General features: G+C 67.4%; 12 protein-coding genes and 4 pseudogenes. 3 read left to right on the top strand and 13 right to left on the bottom strand.

Features of this window, described 5'->3' with window-relative positions; all coding sequences use genetic code 11:
- The 5 genes and pseudogenes from ACZ67T_RS35650 to ACZ67T_RS35630 all read right to left on the bottom strand — a co-directional run.
- Positions 1–265: pseudogene (locus ACZ67T_RS35650) on the bottom strand (transposase); the annotation flags it as partial.
- Between the two features lie 282 nt (positions 266–547).
- On the bottom strand, positions 548–1,543 hold the full coding sequence (locus ACZ67T_RS35645; protein ID WP_469989756.1) for an amidohydrolase family protein: 996 nt from the start codon (positions 1,541–1,543) through the stop codon (positions 548–550).
- Between the two features lie 389 nt (positions 1,544–1,932).
- Entirely contained in the window at positions 1,933–2,205 is a 273-nt protein-coding gene (locus tag ACZ67T_RS35640; protein WP_469989754.1) for a hypothetical protein, read from the bottom strand.
- Between the two features lie 26 nt (positions 2,206–2,231).
- On the bottom strand, positions 2,232–2,483 hold the full coding sequence (locus ACZ67T_RS35635; protein ID WP_469989762.1) for an amidohydrolase family protein: 252 nt from the start codon (positions 2,481–2,483) through the stop codon (positions 2,232–2,234).
- A 440-nt stretch (positions 2,484–2,923) separates the two neighbouring features.
- Positions 2,924–3,633, bottom strand: a pseudogene (locus ACZ67T_RS35630) (amidohydrolase family protein); the annotation flags it as partial.
- Positions 3,634–3,679: 46 nt separating this feature from the next.
- Between ACZ67T_RS35630 and ACZ67T_RS35625 the strand changes: the two are divergent.
- Both ACZ67T_RS35625 and ACZ67T_RS35620 read left to right on the top strand, forming a co-directional pair.
- Positions 3,680–4,234, top strand: a pseudogene (locus ACZ67T_RS35625) (LysR substrate-binding domain-containing protein); the annotation flags it as partial.
- A gap of 205 nt (positions 4,235–4,439) precedes the next feature.
- Entirely contained in the window at positions 4,440–5,174 is a 735-nt protein-coding gene (locus tag ACZ67T_RS35620; protein WP_469989752.1) for a YoaK family protein, read from the top strand.
- A gap of 18 nt (positions 5,175–5,192) precedes the next feature.
- Here ACZ67T_RS35620 and ACZ67T_RS35615 read toward each other — a convergent pair.
- The 8 genes and pseudogenes from ACZ67T_RS35615 to ACZ67T_RS35580 all read right to left on the bottom strand — a co-directional run.
- Positions 5,193–5,543: pseudogene (locus ACZ67T_RS35615) on the bottom strand (IS30 family transposase); the annotation flags it as partial.
- A 12-nt stretch (positions 5,544–5,555) separates the two neighbouring features.
- Positions 5,556–5,780, bottom strand: a complete 225-nt coding sequence (locus tag ACZ67T_RS35610; RefSeq protein WP_469989751.1) for a hypothetical protein — start codon at positions 5,778–5,780, stop codon at positions 5,556–5,558.
- A 540-nt stretch (positions 5,781–6,320) separates the two neighbouring features.
- A complete protein-coding gene (locus ACZ67T_RS35605) occupies positions 6,321–7,937 on the bottom strand; it encodes a GMC family oxidoreductase (RefSeq protein WP_469989749.1) in 1,617 nt (538 codons plus the stop codon).
- 293 nt (positions 7,938–8,230) lie between these two features.
- Positions 8,231–8,869, bottom strand: a complete 639-nt coding sequence (locus ACZ67T_RS35600) for an NADPH-dependent F420 reductase (RefSeq protein WP_469989748.1) — start codon at positions 8,867–8,869, stop codon at positions 8,231–8,233.
- A 676-nt stretch (positions 8,870–9,545) separates the two neighbouring features.
- Positions 9,546–10,535, bottom strand: a complete 990-nt coding sequence (locus tag ACZ67T_RS35595; protein ID WP_469989746.1) for an EthD domain-containing protein — start codon at positions 10,533–10,535, stop codon at positions 9,546–9,548.
- 286 nt (positions 10,536–10,821) lie between these two features.
- Positions 10,822–11,508 (bottom strand): NAD(P)H-binding protein, encoded by a 687-nt coding sequence (locus ACZ67T_RS35590; RefSeq protein ID WP_469989744.1) that lies wholly within the window; start codon positions 11,506–11,508, stop codon positions 10,822–10,824.
- Positions 11,509–11,598: 90 nt separating this feature from the next.
- Complete coding sequence (locus ACZ67T_RS35585; protein WP_469989742.1) at positions 11,599–12,732, bottom strand: SDR family oxidoreductase; 1,134 nt, start codon at positions 12,730–12,732, stop codon at positions 11,599–11,601.
- A gap of 166 nt (positions 12,733–12,898) precedes the next feature.
- Entirely contained in the window at positions 12,899–14,134 is a 1,236-nt protein-coding gene (locus ACZ67T_RS35580) for an alkene reductase (RefSeq protein WP_469989740.1), read from the bottom strand.
- Between the two features lie 234 nt (positions 14,135–14,368).
- On the opposite strand from ACZ67T_RS35580, the gene ACZ67T_RS35575 reads away from it, so the two are divergent.
- On the top strand, positions 14,369–14,737 hold the full coding sequence (locus ACZ67T_RS35575; protein WP_469989738.1) for a MerR family transcriptional regulator: 369 nt from the start codon (positions 14,369–14,371) through the stop codon (positions 14,735–14,737).
- Positions 14,738–15,148: the final 411 nt, after the last annotated feature.

Raw genomic sequence — 15,148 nt, 5'->3', positions numbered from 1 at the left:
TCGCGTTCGTGCTGCAGATGACCTTGCGGATCTCGACGTCGAAGGAGAGGAAGGGCACGAACTCGGCCCAGGCGTCCGACCACAGCTTCACGATCACCGGATATTCTTGACCCCACGCTTCCTGGAACTCCAGGAACCGCTCGGTGGCAGCGTCCTCGCTGGGCGCGGTGTAGACGGGCTTGAGTGCCTTGGCCGACTTGTCCCAGTCCTGACGGGCGGCGTAACGGAACGAGTTCCGCAGCAGATGAACCACACACGTCTGGACAATCGTGCGAGACCAGACCGTCTCTACGGCGGTCGAGCGTGCTCGGGCTGAGTCGAGTGGTGCCCGGCTCAGCCCGAGCCGGTGCCGGGATCTGCGTGCCGACACCATCACGGCCGCGTCCTGACTGCGATGGGCAAGCTTGCCAACGCCCACTGGCACGCCCTTGGGGAAAGGCCCCGGGCCTGGATCTGGGAGCCGACCACGTCGCGGCACCCGTCCCGGAGCGAACGATACGCGGCTGCGCTGAGCGTCAAACCCTGGGCAGCCAGGGGGCTGGATGGGTCATGCAGTGGCGGACTTGTTCAGGCCGAAGAGCTTCTCGGAGTTGGTCCGGCCGATCTTCACGCGGTCGTTGTCGCTGATCGGGCACGTGTCGAACCAGGGTGAGAGCTCGTCCATGGACTCGTAGGGGTAGTCGACGGAGAACAGGATGCGGTCGGAGCCGACCTCCGTGAGGGTGTTGAGCAGGGCCTGGGTGCGGAAGACGCCGCTGGTGGTGAGGTAGAAGTTGTTGAGCAGGTAGTGCATCGGCGGCTTCTCGTGCGCGCCGTGGGTCTCGCGGCGCTGGTGGCGCAGCCGGTGCTCGAGCCGGGGGAGGGTGAAGGGCAGCGCTTCGCCGAGGTGGCCGAGAATGACGTTGACGTTGGGGTGGCGGTCGAAGAGCCCGCTGAGGATGAGCCGCACCGCGTGGGTTGCTGTTTCGAACCCGAAGCCCCAGGCGGAGCCGAGCAGTCCCTCGTAGCCCTGGTAGATGCGCTGCTGGTTGGGGAGCGGGATGCGCGGGTGGAGATAGACCGGGACGCCGAGTTCCTCCACAGCGGCCCAGAAGGGTTCGACCTGGGGCTCGTCGAGGTACTGGGCGGTGTTTTCGTCCCCGATGTTGCTGTAGCCGTTGATGAGGGCGCCGACGAAGCCGAGGTCGCGCACGGTGCGTCGCAGTTCCTCGGCGGCCTTCTCCGGATCCTGCAGGGGAAGGGCGGCGAAGGCGCGCAGTCGGTCGGGGTGGCGGGCCACGAGCTTTTCGGCGGCTTGGTCGTTCATCTTGCGCGCCATGTCCACGGCCTGCTTGGCGTCGGTGAGGCCTTCGATGCCGGGCTGGGTCAGCGACAGGATGTCGATGCCGATGCCGTTGCGGTCCATGTCCTCGACACGCTGGTCGACTTCCCGTAGCCGGCGCTCGACGTCGGCGAAGTAGTCGGGGGCAGTGAAGTCGTGGCTTCCCGTGGCGGGGAAGTCCGGCGACTCGTAGTGCTCCTCTAGGGCGATCTTGCCTTGCACGGGCGGGTACCTTTCGTGAGCAGGATGGTGCGGATCACTCCCGGTTCGGAGCGGGCGCATCGATTCGATGCGCCGCGCTAATCCTCAGTAAAGGCATGAGGGACTGCGACCCGCCACGCGGGCCTACCCGTTCGGCGGACAGCGGCGTACCCGGGAGGGCCACGGCGTTCCTGACTCACGTACCGCCCCCTCATAGGTTGAAGATGCGTTCGGCGTTGGTTCTGCCGATTTTGACGAGGTCGTTGTGGCAGAGCAGTGAGTTATCGAACCAGGCTGCACCGTCGGCCATGGACTCGTAGGGGTAGTCGACGGAGAACAGGACGCGGTCGCTCCCGATCTCGTTGATTGCGTGGTAGATGGTGCGGGTGCGGAAGTGCCCGCTGTTGGGGTCACAACGAAATTTTCGTTGGAGTACTCGTCTCGCTGACCCGCCTTTTGGCGTTGCCCAGGCCGATGCCCTTGCGTTGCTTGTCCAGCCGCTGCTCCAGCCAGGGCAGCAAGAACGGCAGACCTTCACCGAGGTGCCCCAGCACGATCTGGATGTTCGGATGCACGGTCGGTAGCGACTCGCGCGGGTGCAGGTACATCGGGACGCCGAGCTGGGAGACCTTGTCCCAGAAGGGCAGGTTCTCAGGTTCGTCCAGGTAATGGGAGGTGCTCACGTCGCCAATGTTGGTGTAGCCGTTGATCAGAGCGCCTTGGCACCGAGGTCCCGCACGGCTCGCTCCGGTTCCTCGGCCGCTGCCGCCGGGTCCTGCAGTGCGACGGCGGCGAAGAACGCCATCCGGGAGGGGTGGGCGTCGACGAAGGTGCGCCGGATGGTGTTGTTGGTCCGGCGGGCGACTTCGACGGCCTGCTCACGGTCCAGGATGGACTGGATGCCGGGGGCGGTCAGGGACAGGATCACGGTGCTGATCCCGTGCTCGTCCATGAGATCGATACGCTGCTCGGCGTCGAGGAGTTACGTATCGACGTCGGCCATGTACGTCGGACCGTTGCGTGCCGTCTCGTCGGCCGAGTCCCAGAGACCGTTGTTCAGCTCCGTGGACATGGGTTCTTCCAGCGCGAACTTTCCGTCCACGCCAGCCTGCCTTACTTAAACACGCGGAGCTCCCGGGGAGATCATCGCGCTCCGTAGCCAACGCCTCCCGGCTCTGTCTATCACCGGCATGCGGTTCTACGGCTTCTTGTCTCCTGCAGGGTTGCCGGCATCACTCCGTCCGCGGCCGGCGTCTGCAAGGGAAGCGGCGTCGTTCGCCTGGACTGACCAGGATGGAGAGAGTTACTGCATCAAGCCCGCAGGAGCGTCAACTGGAGAGGCAGTTGAAGGGGCCCAAGTACATCAGCGATGAAATAGATGAACTCCCACGCCCTGGGCGGCGCCTCGATACGGGAGATGTCCTCGTCGGCCACGGAGAAGTAGTTGGAGGACAGGATCGCGAGGTCGCCGTACCTGCCGACGGTGAGGGTGCCCTTGACGTCCTCCTCGCCGGTCAGGTGGGCGCCCGCGCTGGTGTAGAGCTCCAGTGCCTTGGCGCGGTCGAGGCGGCTGGCGGCCGGGTAGAGCCGGGCGTGCCGCCGATGGTGCGGCCGGTGACCAGCCAGGCCAGCCCCAGTCAGGGGCTGCACCTGGAGACGCTGGTGGCATCGGTGCCGGCGGCGACGTGCAGACCCGTGTCGAGCATGGCGCGGATCGGGGGTGCGGTCTCGGCGGCCTCGGCGCCGTAGCGGTCGATGAACGCCCTGCCCTGGAACGTCATGCGGTTCTGGACCGACACCGCCCCGCCGAGGGCCTTGATGCGCTTCAGACTGGCCTGGTTCACGGTTTCGGCGTGGTCGAACAGCCAGCGGGTGCCGGGTGGGAACGCGCCGTCCGCCGCGATCTTCTCAAAATCGTCGAGATCCTGACGGATCGTTTTGTCGTAGGTGGCGTGGAGCCGGAAGCCCCAGCCGTTGGCCAGGAGCAGTCGGGCGGCGGCCTCCAGGTCGTCCTTGGCCCTGGCAGCCAGCTCGGGGCGGGGCTCGGCGAAGTTCTCGAAGTTGGACGGAGACCAGGCGAGGTTCTCGCCTGCGCCGTTGCAGCGCAGCCACGCGCTGGCCAGTCTGCGCCGCGGCCGGCTGTGGCTGGTGCAGACGATGGCCTGTTCCTTCGACATGGTCGAGGCGATGGCCGCGTACCGCGCTCGCTACCCCGGAATCGACTTCCACGTGACCAACGAGCCCAGCTTCGAAATGGCCTCCGCGGTTCTGGCCGGAAACCTGGACGCCGCTGTCGTCGGCCTCGGTTCCCGGCAGGTGCCCGAGAGTCTCGACCACCGGGTGCTGGGCAGCGACCCGCTCGTGGCGCTCCTCTCGCACGATCACGTCCTGGCGGACCGGGAGGCCATCGATCTCGCCGACCTGCCGGAGAGCCACCCGCTGATCCAGTTCGCCCGGGGCACCGGGCTGCGCCGCCAGGTCGAGGCTGCCTTCGCCCGCGCGGGTGGCTCGGCGGGCCAGAACTTCGAGGTCGACCAGATCTATGACACGATCCGCCTGGCCTCGCGAGGCATCGGCGTCGTGGTCGTACACCGGCCCACCGTGGTCGGCCCCGGATCCGTGCTCGGGCTCAAGGCCGACGACGACCTGCCCCGCGGCGCGCGGATGCTTCGGCTGAAGGACGAGGTGGCCCTGCACCATGTTCCCGTTGTCTACGACGGCAGACGGCTCGCGCCAGCCGCAGCCGCGTTCCTCGATGTCATCGAACGGCACGGGGCAGGTCCCATCGGTTCGACCGAACGCTGGGTGCGGATCTTCCTGTCGGACTGCCGGAAGGGCGGCCACCAGGCTGGACCGCGGACAAGTGAGAGGCAGTGCCATGAACGAGAACACCGCCGCCGAGAGCGGAGGCTGACCGATGCGTGCCGTGCTACAGGAGGCATGGGCCACCGTCGTCCCCGACCGGCAGGGCCGGCACGGCCCGTTGCCCCCGTTGATGCTCGCACTGACCGTGGTCACCGGCCTCGTCGACGCTTTCAGCTATTTGGCGCTGGGCCATGTCTTCGTCGCCAACATGACCGGCAACGTGGTCTTCTCAGGCTTCGCGATCGCGGGTGCCGCGGGCTTCTCCCTGGCCGCCTCGCTCGCCGCGCTGGCCGCGTTCGCGGCGGGCGCTTTCCTGGGCGGCCATAACGCCCACCGGGCCAGGGCCCACCGCGGACGGGTCCTGCACCGAGCGCTTCTCCTGGAGACGACCCTGGCCTCGGCGGCGTACATCGTGGCCCAACTGACCGGCCCCACATACGGAGCCGGGCCTCGGTACGCGCTCATTGCGCTGCTCGGCGTCGCCATGGGCGTCCAGAACGCCACCGCCCGGTCCCTGGCCGTCCCCGACCTAACCACCACCGTCCTGACCCTCACCATCACCGGTATGGCCGCCGACACCAAGGCGGCGGGAGGCGCTGGCGGGAAGGCAGGACGGCGCAGCCTGTCGATTCTGGCCATGTTCGTAGGCGGCCTGGCCGGTGCGGTTGCCGTCCAGCACACCAGCCCGGCGCTTCCGCTGCTGTTCGCCGCCGTGCTCCTCGCGGGCGTCTCGGTGGCTGCGTTCGTCCTGACCAGGTCCGACGCGAGCTGGACGGATCCGCTGTGACCACCTGAGTCGTTCTTCGATGGCGCGGAGGTCCTCGGCGGAATGCAGCGCGAGGTTCGTGCGTTTGTGCAGGTACTGACGGAGAAGACCGTTCGTATTCTCGTTGGTGCCGCACTGCCAGGGACTGGCCGGGTGTGCGAAGAACGCACCGTCGGTGAAGTAGGGCGCGATCTGGTGGTGTTGGGCTATGTCTGAGTCCTGGTCCCAGGTGAGAGTCCGGCGAGCGAGGGCGGGCAGCTCGGTGATCGTGGTGATGAGGGCGTCGCGTAGGTGGCCGGCTGAGCGTCCTTCGGGGAGCGCGACCAGACGCAGGTAGTGGGTGCGGCGGTCAACGAGGGTGGCGACGGCGGATTGGCTGCGGATGCCCACGACCAGGTCGCCTTACCAACCGAGGCCCTGGCGGAGTTCGACCACCACCGGCCGCTGGTTGATCAAGGTGGCGGGTGCGATGAAGCGGGTCATGCGCTCGCTGGCCGGCGCGGCGACGCTGCTTGCGCAGCGGCCGGCCGGTGCGAGTTTCCTGGTCAGCGTCCTGCTCAAACCGTCCTTGGCGCTATCCGTCTCGATACAGCGAGGATCGACGGTCTTGTCGAATTCGCGCGCCACATCAGGTCCAGGGCGAAGCTGCCGAGGTGGACCAGTAGTTCAGCCGGGGTCACGTACTGCTTTCCGTGCCAGGCAGGAAGCGGTCCCTGCCTCTGCTTCGGCCCTATCCCGTGACAGGCGACCCCCGTCGTTCAGCATCAAACAGTAAAGCGTGTTGCACAAGGCCGGGACGATCTCCGGGGGCCAGCCTGAAGGCATAGGCCGGGTCGGGGCAAACCGAGGCGCAGGCGGGCAGTTGACTTTGCTCCTTCTGGCTGGATCCGAGCGAGATAACCGATGTGCAACACGTTCAGGCTCAAGCGCGGCCTTTCGCGGTCAACGGCCAGGGCACCCAGACCGGGCTCAGTTCGCCAGCCCTTCCTGTCCGCGACCCTGGACGGCGCTCCAGGCGCGTCCGTCGCACTGGCGATGCCAGGCTGCTCCGCCATTGAGGCTGGGTCGCCGAGTGGGTGAACTCCTGATCCAGTACGCCGAGGCGGGCGCGATCACCAGGCACTCGTATGAGGCACATCCCCTGACGACTGACCCAAGTGTCGGCAGTCAGTCGGCGTTGCGAATGAGCTCCGCCATCCGCTCGCCGATCATGACACTTGGAGCGATGGTGTGGCCGCTGATGAGGGAGGGGATGACGGAGGCGTCTGCCACACGAAGGCCAGTGACGCCGCGGACGCGAAGCTGGGGGTCTACCACGGTGAGTGCGTCCGAAGGGTCACCCATGCGTGCGGTTCCGACCAGGTGGTACGTGGTGTACATGCTCTTCAGGATGGCCTCGTGGAACTCCGAGTCGGGTGCGCCGATAGCCGGGTAGACCTCCTCGGTGTACGGCGCCAAGGACTCGGACTGGGTGATTTTCTGGGCGCGGCGCATCGCGTCGATCATGCTCGGCAGGTCGTCGGGGTGGCTCAGATAGCGGGGGTCGATGACCGGCTTGTCGTGGGGGTTCGTGGAGGCAAGGCGGAGCGTGCCGCGGCTCTTGGGGTGCAGCAGCACTGCCCAGATCTTGTAGCCGCTGCGCTGGTCGACCTCGGCGGACCCGGCCGTGGGGCCGGCGACCGGGCTGTCGGAGGAGATGTCGGGGTTGTAGTCGAGGAGCAGTTCGTAGTCCGGAAACGCTGCGTCCGCTGTCCGGGACACGAATCCGACGCCGTTCTGCGAGAAGTATGCCGCCGGTCCACTGCGGTCCAACCGCCACTGGGCGAAGGCTTCGTCGGAGGTGGGGTCCCCCTGGTAGGAGCCGCCGACGCCCTGCGGGGCGGCTGCGACGACCGGTGTGGTCGGGTGGTCATGCAGGTTCTCACCGACGCCGGGCACGTCGGCGACGACCTCGATGCCCTGCTCGCGCAGGTGCGTGGCCGGGCCCACGCCGGAAAGCATGAGCAGCTGCGGTGTGTTGATGACACCGGCGGAGAGGATCACCTCGCGTTCCGCCTCGACCGTGTGCTCCGAGCCGCCCTGCTCGTAGACGACGCCGGAGGCCCGAGTGCCCTCGAACACGACCCTGGTGACCGCAGCCTCAATGATGATGCGCAGGTTCGGGCGCGCACGCACCTCGTCCGTGAGGTAGGCATCGGCGGGGGTGCGGCGCGTGCGCGCCTTGAAGATGCTCTGGTACCGGTCGGCGACGTAGGGCGAGGCTCCGTCGACATCTCCGCGCGGCCCGTAGCCGGCCTCTGTGAATGCGAACAGCAGAGAGTCCGCCAGACTGGTGGGGGAGGGAAGATCGGAGAGGGTCATCGGGCCGCCGGAGCCGCGCCACTCGGAGGGGCCGCGGTCGGTGTCCTCGATGCGTAGGTACGTGCGCAGGGCCTCGGCCCCGTCCCAGCCCTGAGCGCCCTCCTGGGCCCAGCGATCGTAGTCGCCGAGGGCTCCACGGAGCCACGCGCCAATGTTGAGGATGCACGAGCCGCCGACGGCCTTACCTCGCGGGTGGACGATCGACCGGCCACCGATCCCTGGCTGAGCCGTGGTCTCGTACTGCCAGTCGGCGTCGCTGCCCATGAGTACGGTGAAGGCGCCCTGGGTGCGACTGGCCTCGTACGTGTTCTCCTTGCCCGCCTCCAGCAGGACAACCTCGACCGCAGGATCCTCGCTCAGCCGCGCAGCGATGACGGGGCCGGCAGTTCCCGCGCCGACGATGACGTAATGCGGTCGAGACATGGACGATAGCTCCTTGCTGACGAGGCAACAGGTTCCCTCGAACCACCGACACCTGACCTAGAGGTGAAAGACCGGGGTCGCAGCCTGATTGGGGAGCATTGCGCAGGAAACGGACTGTCCTGTGGACGTGTGTAACGGCAAGGGAATGTGTCTGCCGTAGGCAGCATGCCGACGAAACCAAATCGGGTCAGGGCCGACGCCTCAGGGGATGATGCCTGGAACTCGCGGGCATGGGAGCCGACATCGGGGTGCGAGTGTCGACGAGGGGGTACCGCGAGTGTCGGCGGGTGGCGTCAGACCTTGGCGATTGCTTCCTCGTAGGTGACTGGGCCGCCGATGGCGCCGAATTCGTGAAGGTCACCGAAGACCTCGATGCGGATCGATTGGTCCAGGCCCCCTACCGGGACCGGGTCGAAACCGGCAGCCCGGATCAGCCCAGCCACCTGATCGCCTGCGGCCTCGTCGTCCGTGGCGTAGAACAGCACCGCCTGCTGCGGGGTCCGACGCGACACCGAGGTCAAGGACTCGGCTGCCAGCGAGCCGAAAGCCTTCACGAGCGCCACGCCGGCAGGCAGCAGGGCGGCCAACAGTTCGCCGGAGGACTCGTTCTCCCCGATGGTCTTGGTGAAGCCTCCCTTGCCGTCGGGCGCGATGGGGTTGGACGGGTCGACAACGACCTTGCCGGTGAGCGTGTCCCCGTACTGGGCGATGAGTTGCTTGGTCACGTCCAGCCAGACGGCGAAGACGATGATGTCGGCTTGGGCGATGGCCTCCTGGACCGTGACGGCCCGGCCGTGTCCGCCCAGGGTTTCGGTGAGCGCCTGAGCTTTGGCGGTGTCACTGCCGGCGATCAGCAGGTCGATACCGCCTACCGCCAGGTCGGCGGCGAGGCGTGAACCGATGTTTCCGGTGCCGATGATGGCCGTCGTCATGTCGAGTCGTTTCTTTCGTCGAGGATCATGCGCTGGGCAGGTTCAGGGGGCCGAGAGGCCGGGGCGCGGAAGAGTCCTGAAGCTAGGAAGCGGGTACCCGCGCTGCGGGCTCTGGATTGTCACACCGACACTGGATCACCGGCAGCGTCCAAAGATGCGCCCCGAGCAGGGTCCAGATGGTGAAGTCCTTGATCTTTTGGCAGGCGGCGACACGGACGAGGGTGGAGACAAACGCCTCGTGTCCCGTCGCGGTACGCGTCCACGGCATAATCCGCTTCCACTCGCGGGCGCTGAAGTCGAACGAGATGTACGGGCGTCGGGCGCCATGGCGGCGAGGACGTCGCGGCGCTCATGTGCTGTCTCCTCGAAGGGGGGCTGCGGTCCGCAGGCTCACGGACACAGATCCACTGTGCGGCTGCATCACACCGATCGCATCCGCAGCAGAGCCGCTCGCGCGTACAGGGAAGAATGAACAACGCAACCGACTGCGCGACGCCGGGACGGTGTTGCGATCAACCGGTCAATCGATCGGAGGACCCAGGCCCTCCGAATCGGTGTCAGCCGCGCCGATCCTGGCCCGCGCGCGAAGGGCCGCCGTACCACCACTTCACCGGCTCTGCAGAGACATCGACGTCCGCCGTCAACGGGCGGGGTGGTAGCGGGCGGTTGCCTCCGTTCAGTACTGCGTGGCGAGCTCCGGCATGAGCCGGTTCACGACGTTGTAGTTGACGGCGGTCCACCATTCTGAGCCCTCGGCCTCGGATGCCTCGATCGCGCCGTGGTCCTCGCTGACCAGATAGTCCTCGATGTCGTTGAGTGAAGCGAAGGAGAACACCGAGACCGCGTCGATTTGCTCGCCTTCCGGGTCGTTCTGCGCCGTGTTGCCGATCGCGTGCAGTTGGGCGTAGCGGCGGACGTATTCGTGCGTCGCCGGGCGGGCGAGGACCACCTTGGCGTGTTCGTGGAGCAGCCGGTGCTGGAAGTCGTCGCGGGAGAGCTCGGGCCGGCGGATGTAGATCTCCACCAGGCTGATGGGATCGCGGTGCCGTGCGCTCGGGATCAGGGTGTATTCGCGTGTGATGCCGCGGGTGAGCATGCGGAACACGGTCTGCTCGTCGAGGATGAAGCGCTTGGTGAACTTGTCCTGGTTGAACGTGTTCTCCACGTCCGCCTCCTGCGCGAACGTCAGGTAGGCGAAGCCGTCCCACTTCGACCGCCGGTAGGGGGTAACGCGCGCTTCGGGGTCGGAAACCAGCTTTCCCCGGTCGTCCACCATGGCACGGTAGGGCGGTGGAAAGAAGGAGGAGGGCCCGGAGGGCAGGCGGTGCACCTGGTCGTAGCGCAGCACCAGTTCCAGTGAACTGCCCGGCTCCTCATAGGAGAACTTGGCTCCGTGAATCTTGCGCCAGTACTCGTCGTAGTGCTCGAAGGCGAGGTTGGGAAGAGGTTCCAGGGCCAGCGCGTCCGGCCGCTGCACCGGGTCGCTCACCGTGCGACCGTGGAGGTCGCGTGCCCAGCCGTCGGTCTGTGTGCGCTCGTCCAGTGGTGTGGCGTCCGCTCGCCGCAGGAAATGCGGGGCGACGATCAGTGGCTGGGCGGTCGAGGTGAACTCGCGGAGAAAGGGTTCACGGTGCAAGTTGTCCGCGCGGTCGAAGTCGTGGGGCATCTAGAGGCTCCTACGAGGATGAGTCGCAGCCGGCCCACAGACGTGGCGCCAGGGCGGCAGACTTTGAGTGCAGCGGAGGTAATGTCCATATATCGGGCAACATGGACTTGGTCGTCGGGGTGTCATGCGGAGGGGCCGTCGAGAATCAAGATCGAGCACGCGCGGTCACGGCAGGCCATGCCCCATGTCCTGAGCGCCGGAACCGGCCGGGTCGGCAGTGAACGGGCCGACGCCGCAGTGCGGAACCGGCCCGTCTGGTCGTGTCAGTTCAGGGGCTCCGTGTGGCTCACCGGATCGCCTCGGAGATCGGCGTCCGGCCGTCGTAGAAGATCACGGTCTGCCTGATCCCGGCGTTCGCGGTGATGACGTGGGTGATCACTGCAGCGACGTTGTCCCGGGAGGTGTGGCCCTCGTCGTCGCCCGGCTGCCGGCCGTTGATCGTGCCGTCGGGGTCCGCGAGCTGGATCTTCCCTGTCGCCGGTTCGAGGGTGAGATTCCCGGGGCCGAGGATCGTGAAGTCCAACTCGGTCTCCCTGAGGTGCGCGTCGGCATCGCGCTTGGCCTTCGCGTAGGCGTAGAAGGAGTCGTCCGGGTCGATCCTGTCGGCATCGACTCCGGCTCCCGCGTACGAGACGATGACGAAGCGCTTGACGCCCGCCGTCCCGGCCGCCGTCATCGCGCGCACGGCGGCCTCGTAGTCGACCTTGTGGGTGCGGGCGGGGTTGCCGCCGCCCGCACCGGCGGCGAACACGACGGCCTGCGCGCCGTCGAAGGCCTTCGTGAGCTCCTCGATGCCTGCCTGCTCGATGTCGAGCACGACGGGGTTGCCTCCTGCGGCTTCGACGTCGGAGCTCTGGGCGGGATCGCGGATGACCGAGTCGACGCAATAGCCCGCGCCCGTCAGTTTGGGTGCGGTGAGCAGTGCGACCTGGCCGTGGCCGCCGAGGATGACTACGCGCTTCGCCTCTGACATGAGCGCCTCCTGTGGTGTCGGCTTCGGGTTCCAGCGGGCCCGCCGGCCGGACTGTCGTGATCGACGGCTCCTATATGAGGCAAAATATCGTTATTTCCGGCGCGAAGTGTCCTTGAGCGACAAGACCAGCTGTGCGAAGTCGGTGAGCTCCGCACCATCATGCGGTGAGGTCAGGCGGGGATAACCCGTTCCTCGCGCAGGATGTCGAACAGCTTGGTGAAGGAGGCGAGGGTGTCGGCGTAGTCGGTGAATCCGGCGCTGCGGCTGCGGGTCATGTCGGTGAAGCACTCGACGGGGCGGTTGAGGTCGCTGTCGGTGTGCCACCAGGACGCCACCCGGTCGAGGTCGGCCTCGGCGAGGCCTTCGCGTTCGGCGAGCCGGCGCCAGACGCGGGCGCTCGGCGTAGCCCTCGGGTTCGACGCCGAGCAGTTCCGCGATCCGGGGCCACATCCAGCGCCAACGGAAGATGTCCCCGTTGGCAGTGTTGTACGCCTGGCTGGGCAGGTTCTCGGTGGTGGCCGCCCAGATCATCTGGCGGGCCAGCAGACCGGCATCGGTCATGTCAGTGACGCCGTTCCACTGAACCTCGTTGCCGGGGAAGACGAATGGCAGTCCTTCGGCGCGGCACAGAGCTGCCTGGGCGGCCAGGGTCTGACCGATATTCATGGCGTTACCGAGGGCGTGCCCAATGATGGTGTGCGAGCGGTGGACGCTCCAGGCGAACTGGAAGCGCTCGGCGGCCTGCCACAGCGCGTCTTCCTGGGCGTAGTAGAAGTTCGGGGTGTCCAGGCGGGGCTCGTCCTCGTGGAAGGGGGTGTCCCGGGTCGGGCCGGTGCCGTACGCCTCGAACGGACCCATGTAGTGCTTGAGGCCGGTGACCAGCGCCACGTGCCGCAGGTGCCCGGCCAGCCCCACCGTGTCCATGACGTTGCGAACCATGGCGGCATTGACGGTGATGTTCTCCGCCTCGGTCGGCCGACGGCTCCACGCCGTGAAGAAGACGTGTGTGGGATGCAGCCCGGCCAGCGCTGCTTGTACGGACTGTGGATCCGTCAGATCGGCACGCAGGGCTTCGACGCTGTCCCGGGTTGCGGGCTCGCGCCGGGAGAGGCTGGCGGCGTGCCATCCCTGTGTCCTGAGTTCCCTGCACAGGGCCCGGCCTGCGATCCCGGTTCCCCCGACGATCAGGGCACGTCGCTTGGGGGCGCTTGCTGCTGTGTTCATGCTTCTCCTCGCGTCCCTCCGGATCACGAAGGGCTTGGGCGGGGCCCGGCGCGATGTGGTCGGCGCCGGACACAATGCGCCGAACCCGACGCGGCACTTCGCCGGCGGGGTTCGGCGCCCTTCAGGGGCGTGCGGACGGTGCGGTTGCGGTTCGCACGAGTGCGGGTCAGTCCTGGGCGGCCGCGTGCTGCTGCTGTGCCCAGGCCAGATGCCACTGCTCGAGCGACGTGTCGCCATTGAGCTCCAGGCCGGGGACCGGCTCGGCGCGTTCCCTGCGCAGGTCGCCGAGGAGGTGCTCGGCTTCGAGGGAGGGGTAGTCGGTGTAGCCGCGGTCGTCGCCGCCGTAGAAGGTAGCCCTGTCCGGCTCGTTGAGCTCGGCGTCAGCCTCTAGACGAGCCGGGAGGTCGGGGTTGGCGATGAAGGCGCGGCCGAAGGCCACGGCATCGGCGTTGCCGTCGCCCACCACGTCGAGAGCTCGCTCCCGGTCGTAGCCGCCGGTCGCGATGACGCGTCCGGGGTAGCGCTTGCGGGCCCAGGCGCTGTCGATGCTGTCTGCCGGCCGCTGCGTGGTCTCCGAGTTGTCGCCGAAAATGCCCGGCTCGACCAGGTGCAGGTAGGCGAGGTCACGCTCGGCGAGCGCGTCGATGACGTAGCCGAACAGTGCGATCGGGTCGGAGTCTGCCATGTCCTGGAACGTGCTGCTCGGGGAGAGCCGGACGCCGACCCGGTCCGCGCCGACCGCGTCGATCAGCGCGTCCAGGGCCTCCAGCAGGAAGCGCGCACGGTTCTCGATGCTGCCGCCGTAGCGGTCGGTGCGCTGGTTGGTGTTGTCCTGGAGGAACTGGTCGATGAGGTAGCCGTTGGCGGCATGAAGCTCCACGCCGTCGAAGCCGGCCGCCCGCGCGTTCCGCGCGGCCTGACCGTACTGGGCGACGATCCCCGCGATCTCCTCGGTCTCCAGCGCACGGGGCGTCACATAGGGGGTGCGGCCGTCGCGGGCGAAGGTGAGTCCGGTGATCGCGATCGCGGAGGGGGCGACCGGGGCTGTGCCTCCGGGCTGCAGGCTCGGGTGCGAGGCACGCCCGGTGTGCCACAGCTGCGTGACGATGGCCGCGCCGGCGTCGTGGACCGCGTCAGTGACGGGCTTCCACGCCTGGACCTGCTCGTCGTTCCACAAGCCGGGAATGTTGGGGTTGCCGATGGCTTCGGGGGAGATTGCGGTGCCTTCGGACACGATAAGCCCGGCCGAGGCACGCTGCGCGTAGTAGAGCTTGGCGGACGGCCCCGGACGGCCGTCAGGCAGAGCGCGACTGCGGGTCAGCGGCGGCATGACAATGCGGTTGGACAGCGACAGGGCGCCGAGCTGGACGGGTTCGAACAAGGTGGGGCGGTCGTACTGCATGGTCTTCTCTCCGGGATGTGGCGAATATGCTGGCCAGGCCGGGTGTGCCACCTGGTTCTCCCGAAGCTAAACCTTGACATTGACGTGAAGGTCAAGTGCCGCAAGGGGCGAAACGGAACGCCTTCGCCAAGTAGCGGAGAGTCGCCATACCGGCCCCTGGCTTGCAACTTGCGGGGAGATACACTCTGACGTGTACGTGAATGTCAGTGTTTGGGTAGTGAATCGGGTGAGTCGATGAAGATCGGTGAGCTGGCACGTCGCACCGGCGTGACCACAAGGACCCTGCGCTACTACGAGGAGCAGGACCTACTGCACCCCGAGCGCGAGGGCAACGGTTACCGCTCCTACCCCGAGTCCTCCGTGCTGCGAGTGGAGCAGGTGCGCGACCTTCTCGCCGCCGGCCTGTCCACCCGCGTCATCCGCGTCGTCGTGCCCTGCTTCGAAGGCTCCGGACCTCAGCTTCGTCCGCAGGTCGACGAGGAACTGGCCGCCAACCTGGCCCGCGAAGTCGATCAGATGAACGCCCGCATCGACACCCTGACCCGCAACCGCGACGCCGTCTGCGACTTCCTGCGAGGCGCGACCCCCGCGGCGGTCGGCTGACACTCCGCTTCGTCGTGACTCGCCCGCGCGCTCGCCGCCGGGTCGACAGGCCCACGCTTGACGCCGGTCAGTGCGACCCGGGCGTGCCCGGTACCTGCCGTTCGCGTTCTCCGTGGCAATGGCGGAACCCGAGAGCTCCGCGCAGCGGGCGCAATGGCAAGCGTGGCGCCTGACCATCGCTCACCGCCAGCGGTACACCGTGCTGCAGCGCTGCGCGGGCGGCGAGTCCGTTGAGCACGACCTGATCACCTGTCGGCCGGCGCAACCCCTGAAGGCCGACCTGCCGACACTGCTGTCACAGCGCGGGTTCTGGCTCGACTTCTGGATGTTGTTGGTGATCTTCCTCCGGCCCGTTTGGAGTAGCGCCAGGCGAGGGTCTCGTCGTCGGGGGTGTGCAGCAGGGTCCCGTCC

This window comes from Streptomyces sp. NPDC107517 (assembly GCF_055582645.1).
This window is presented reverse-complemented; position numbering and strand designations above follow the sequence as displayed.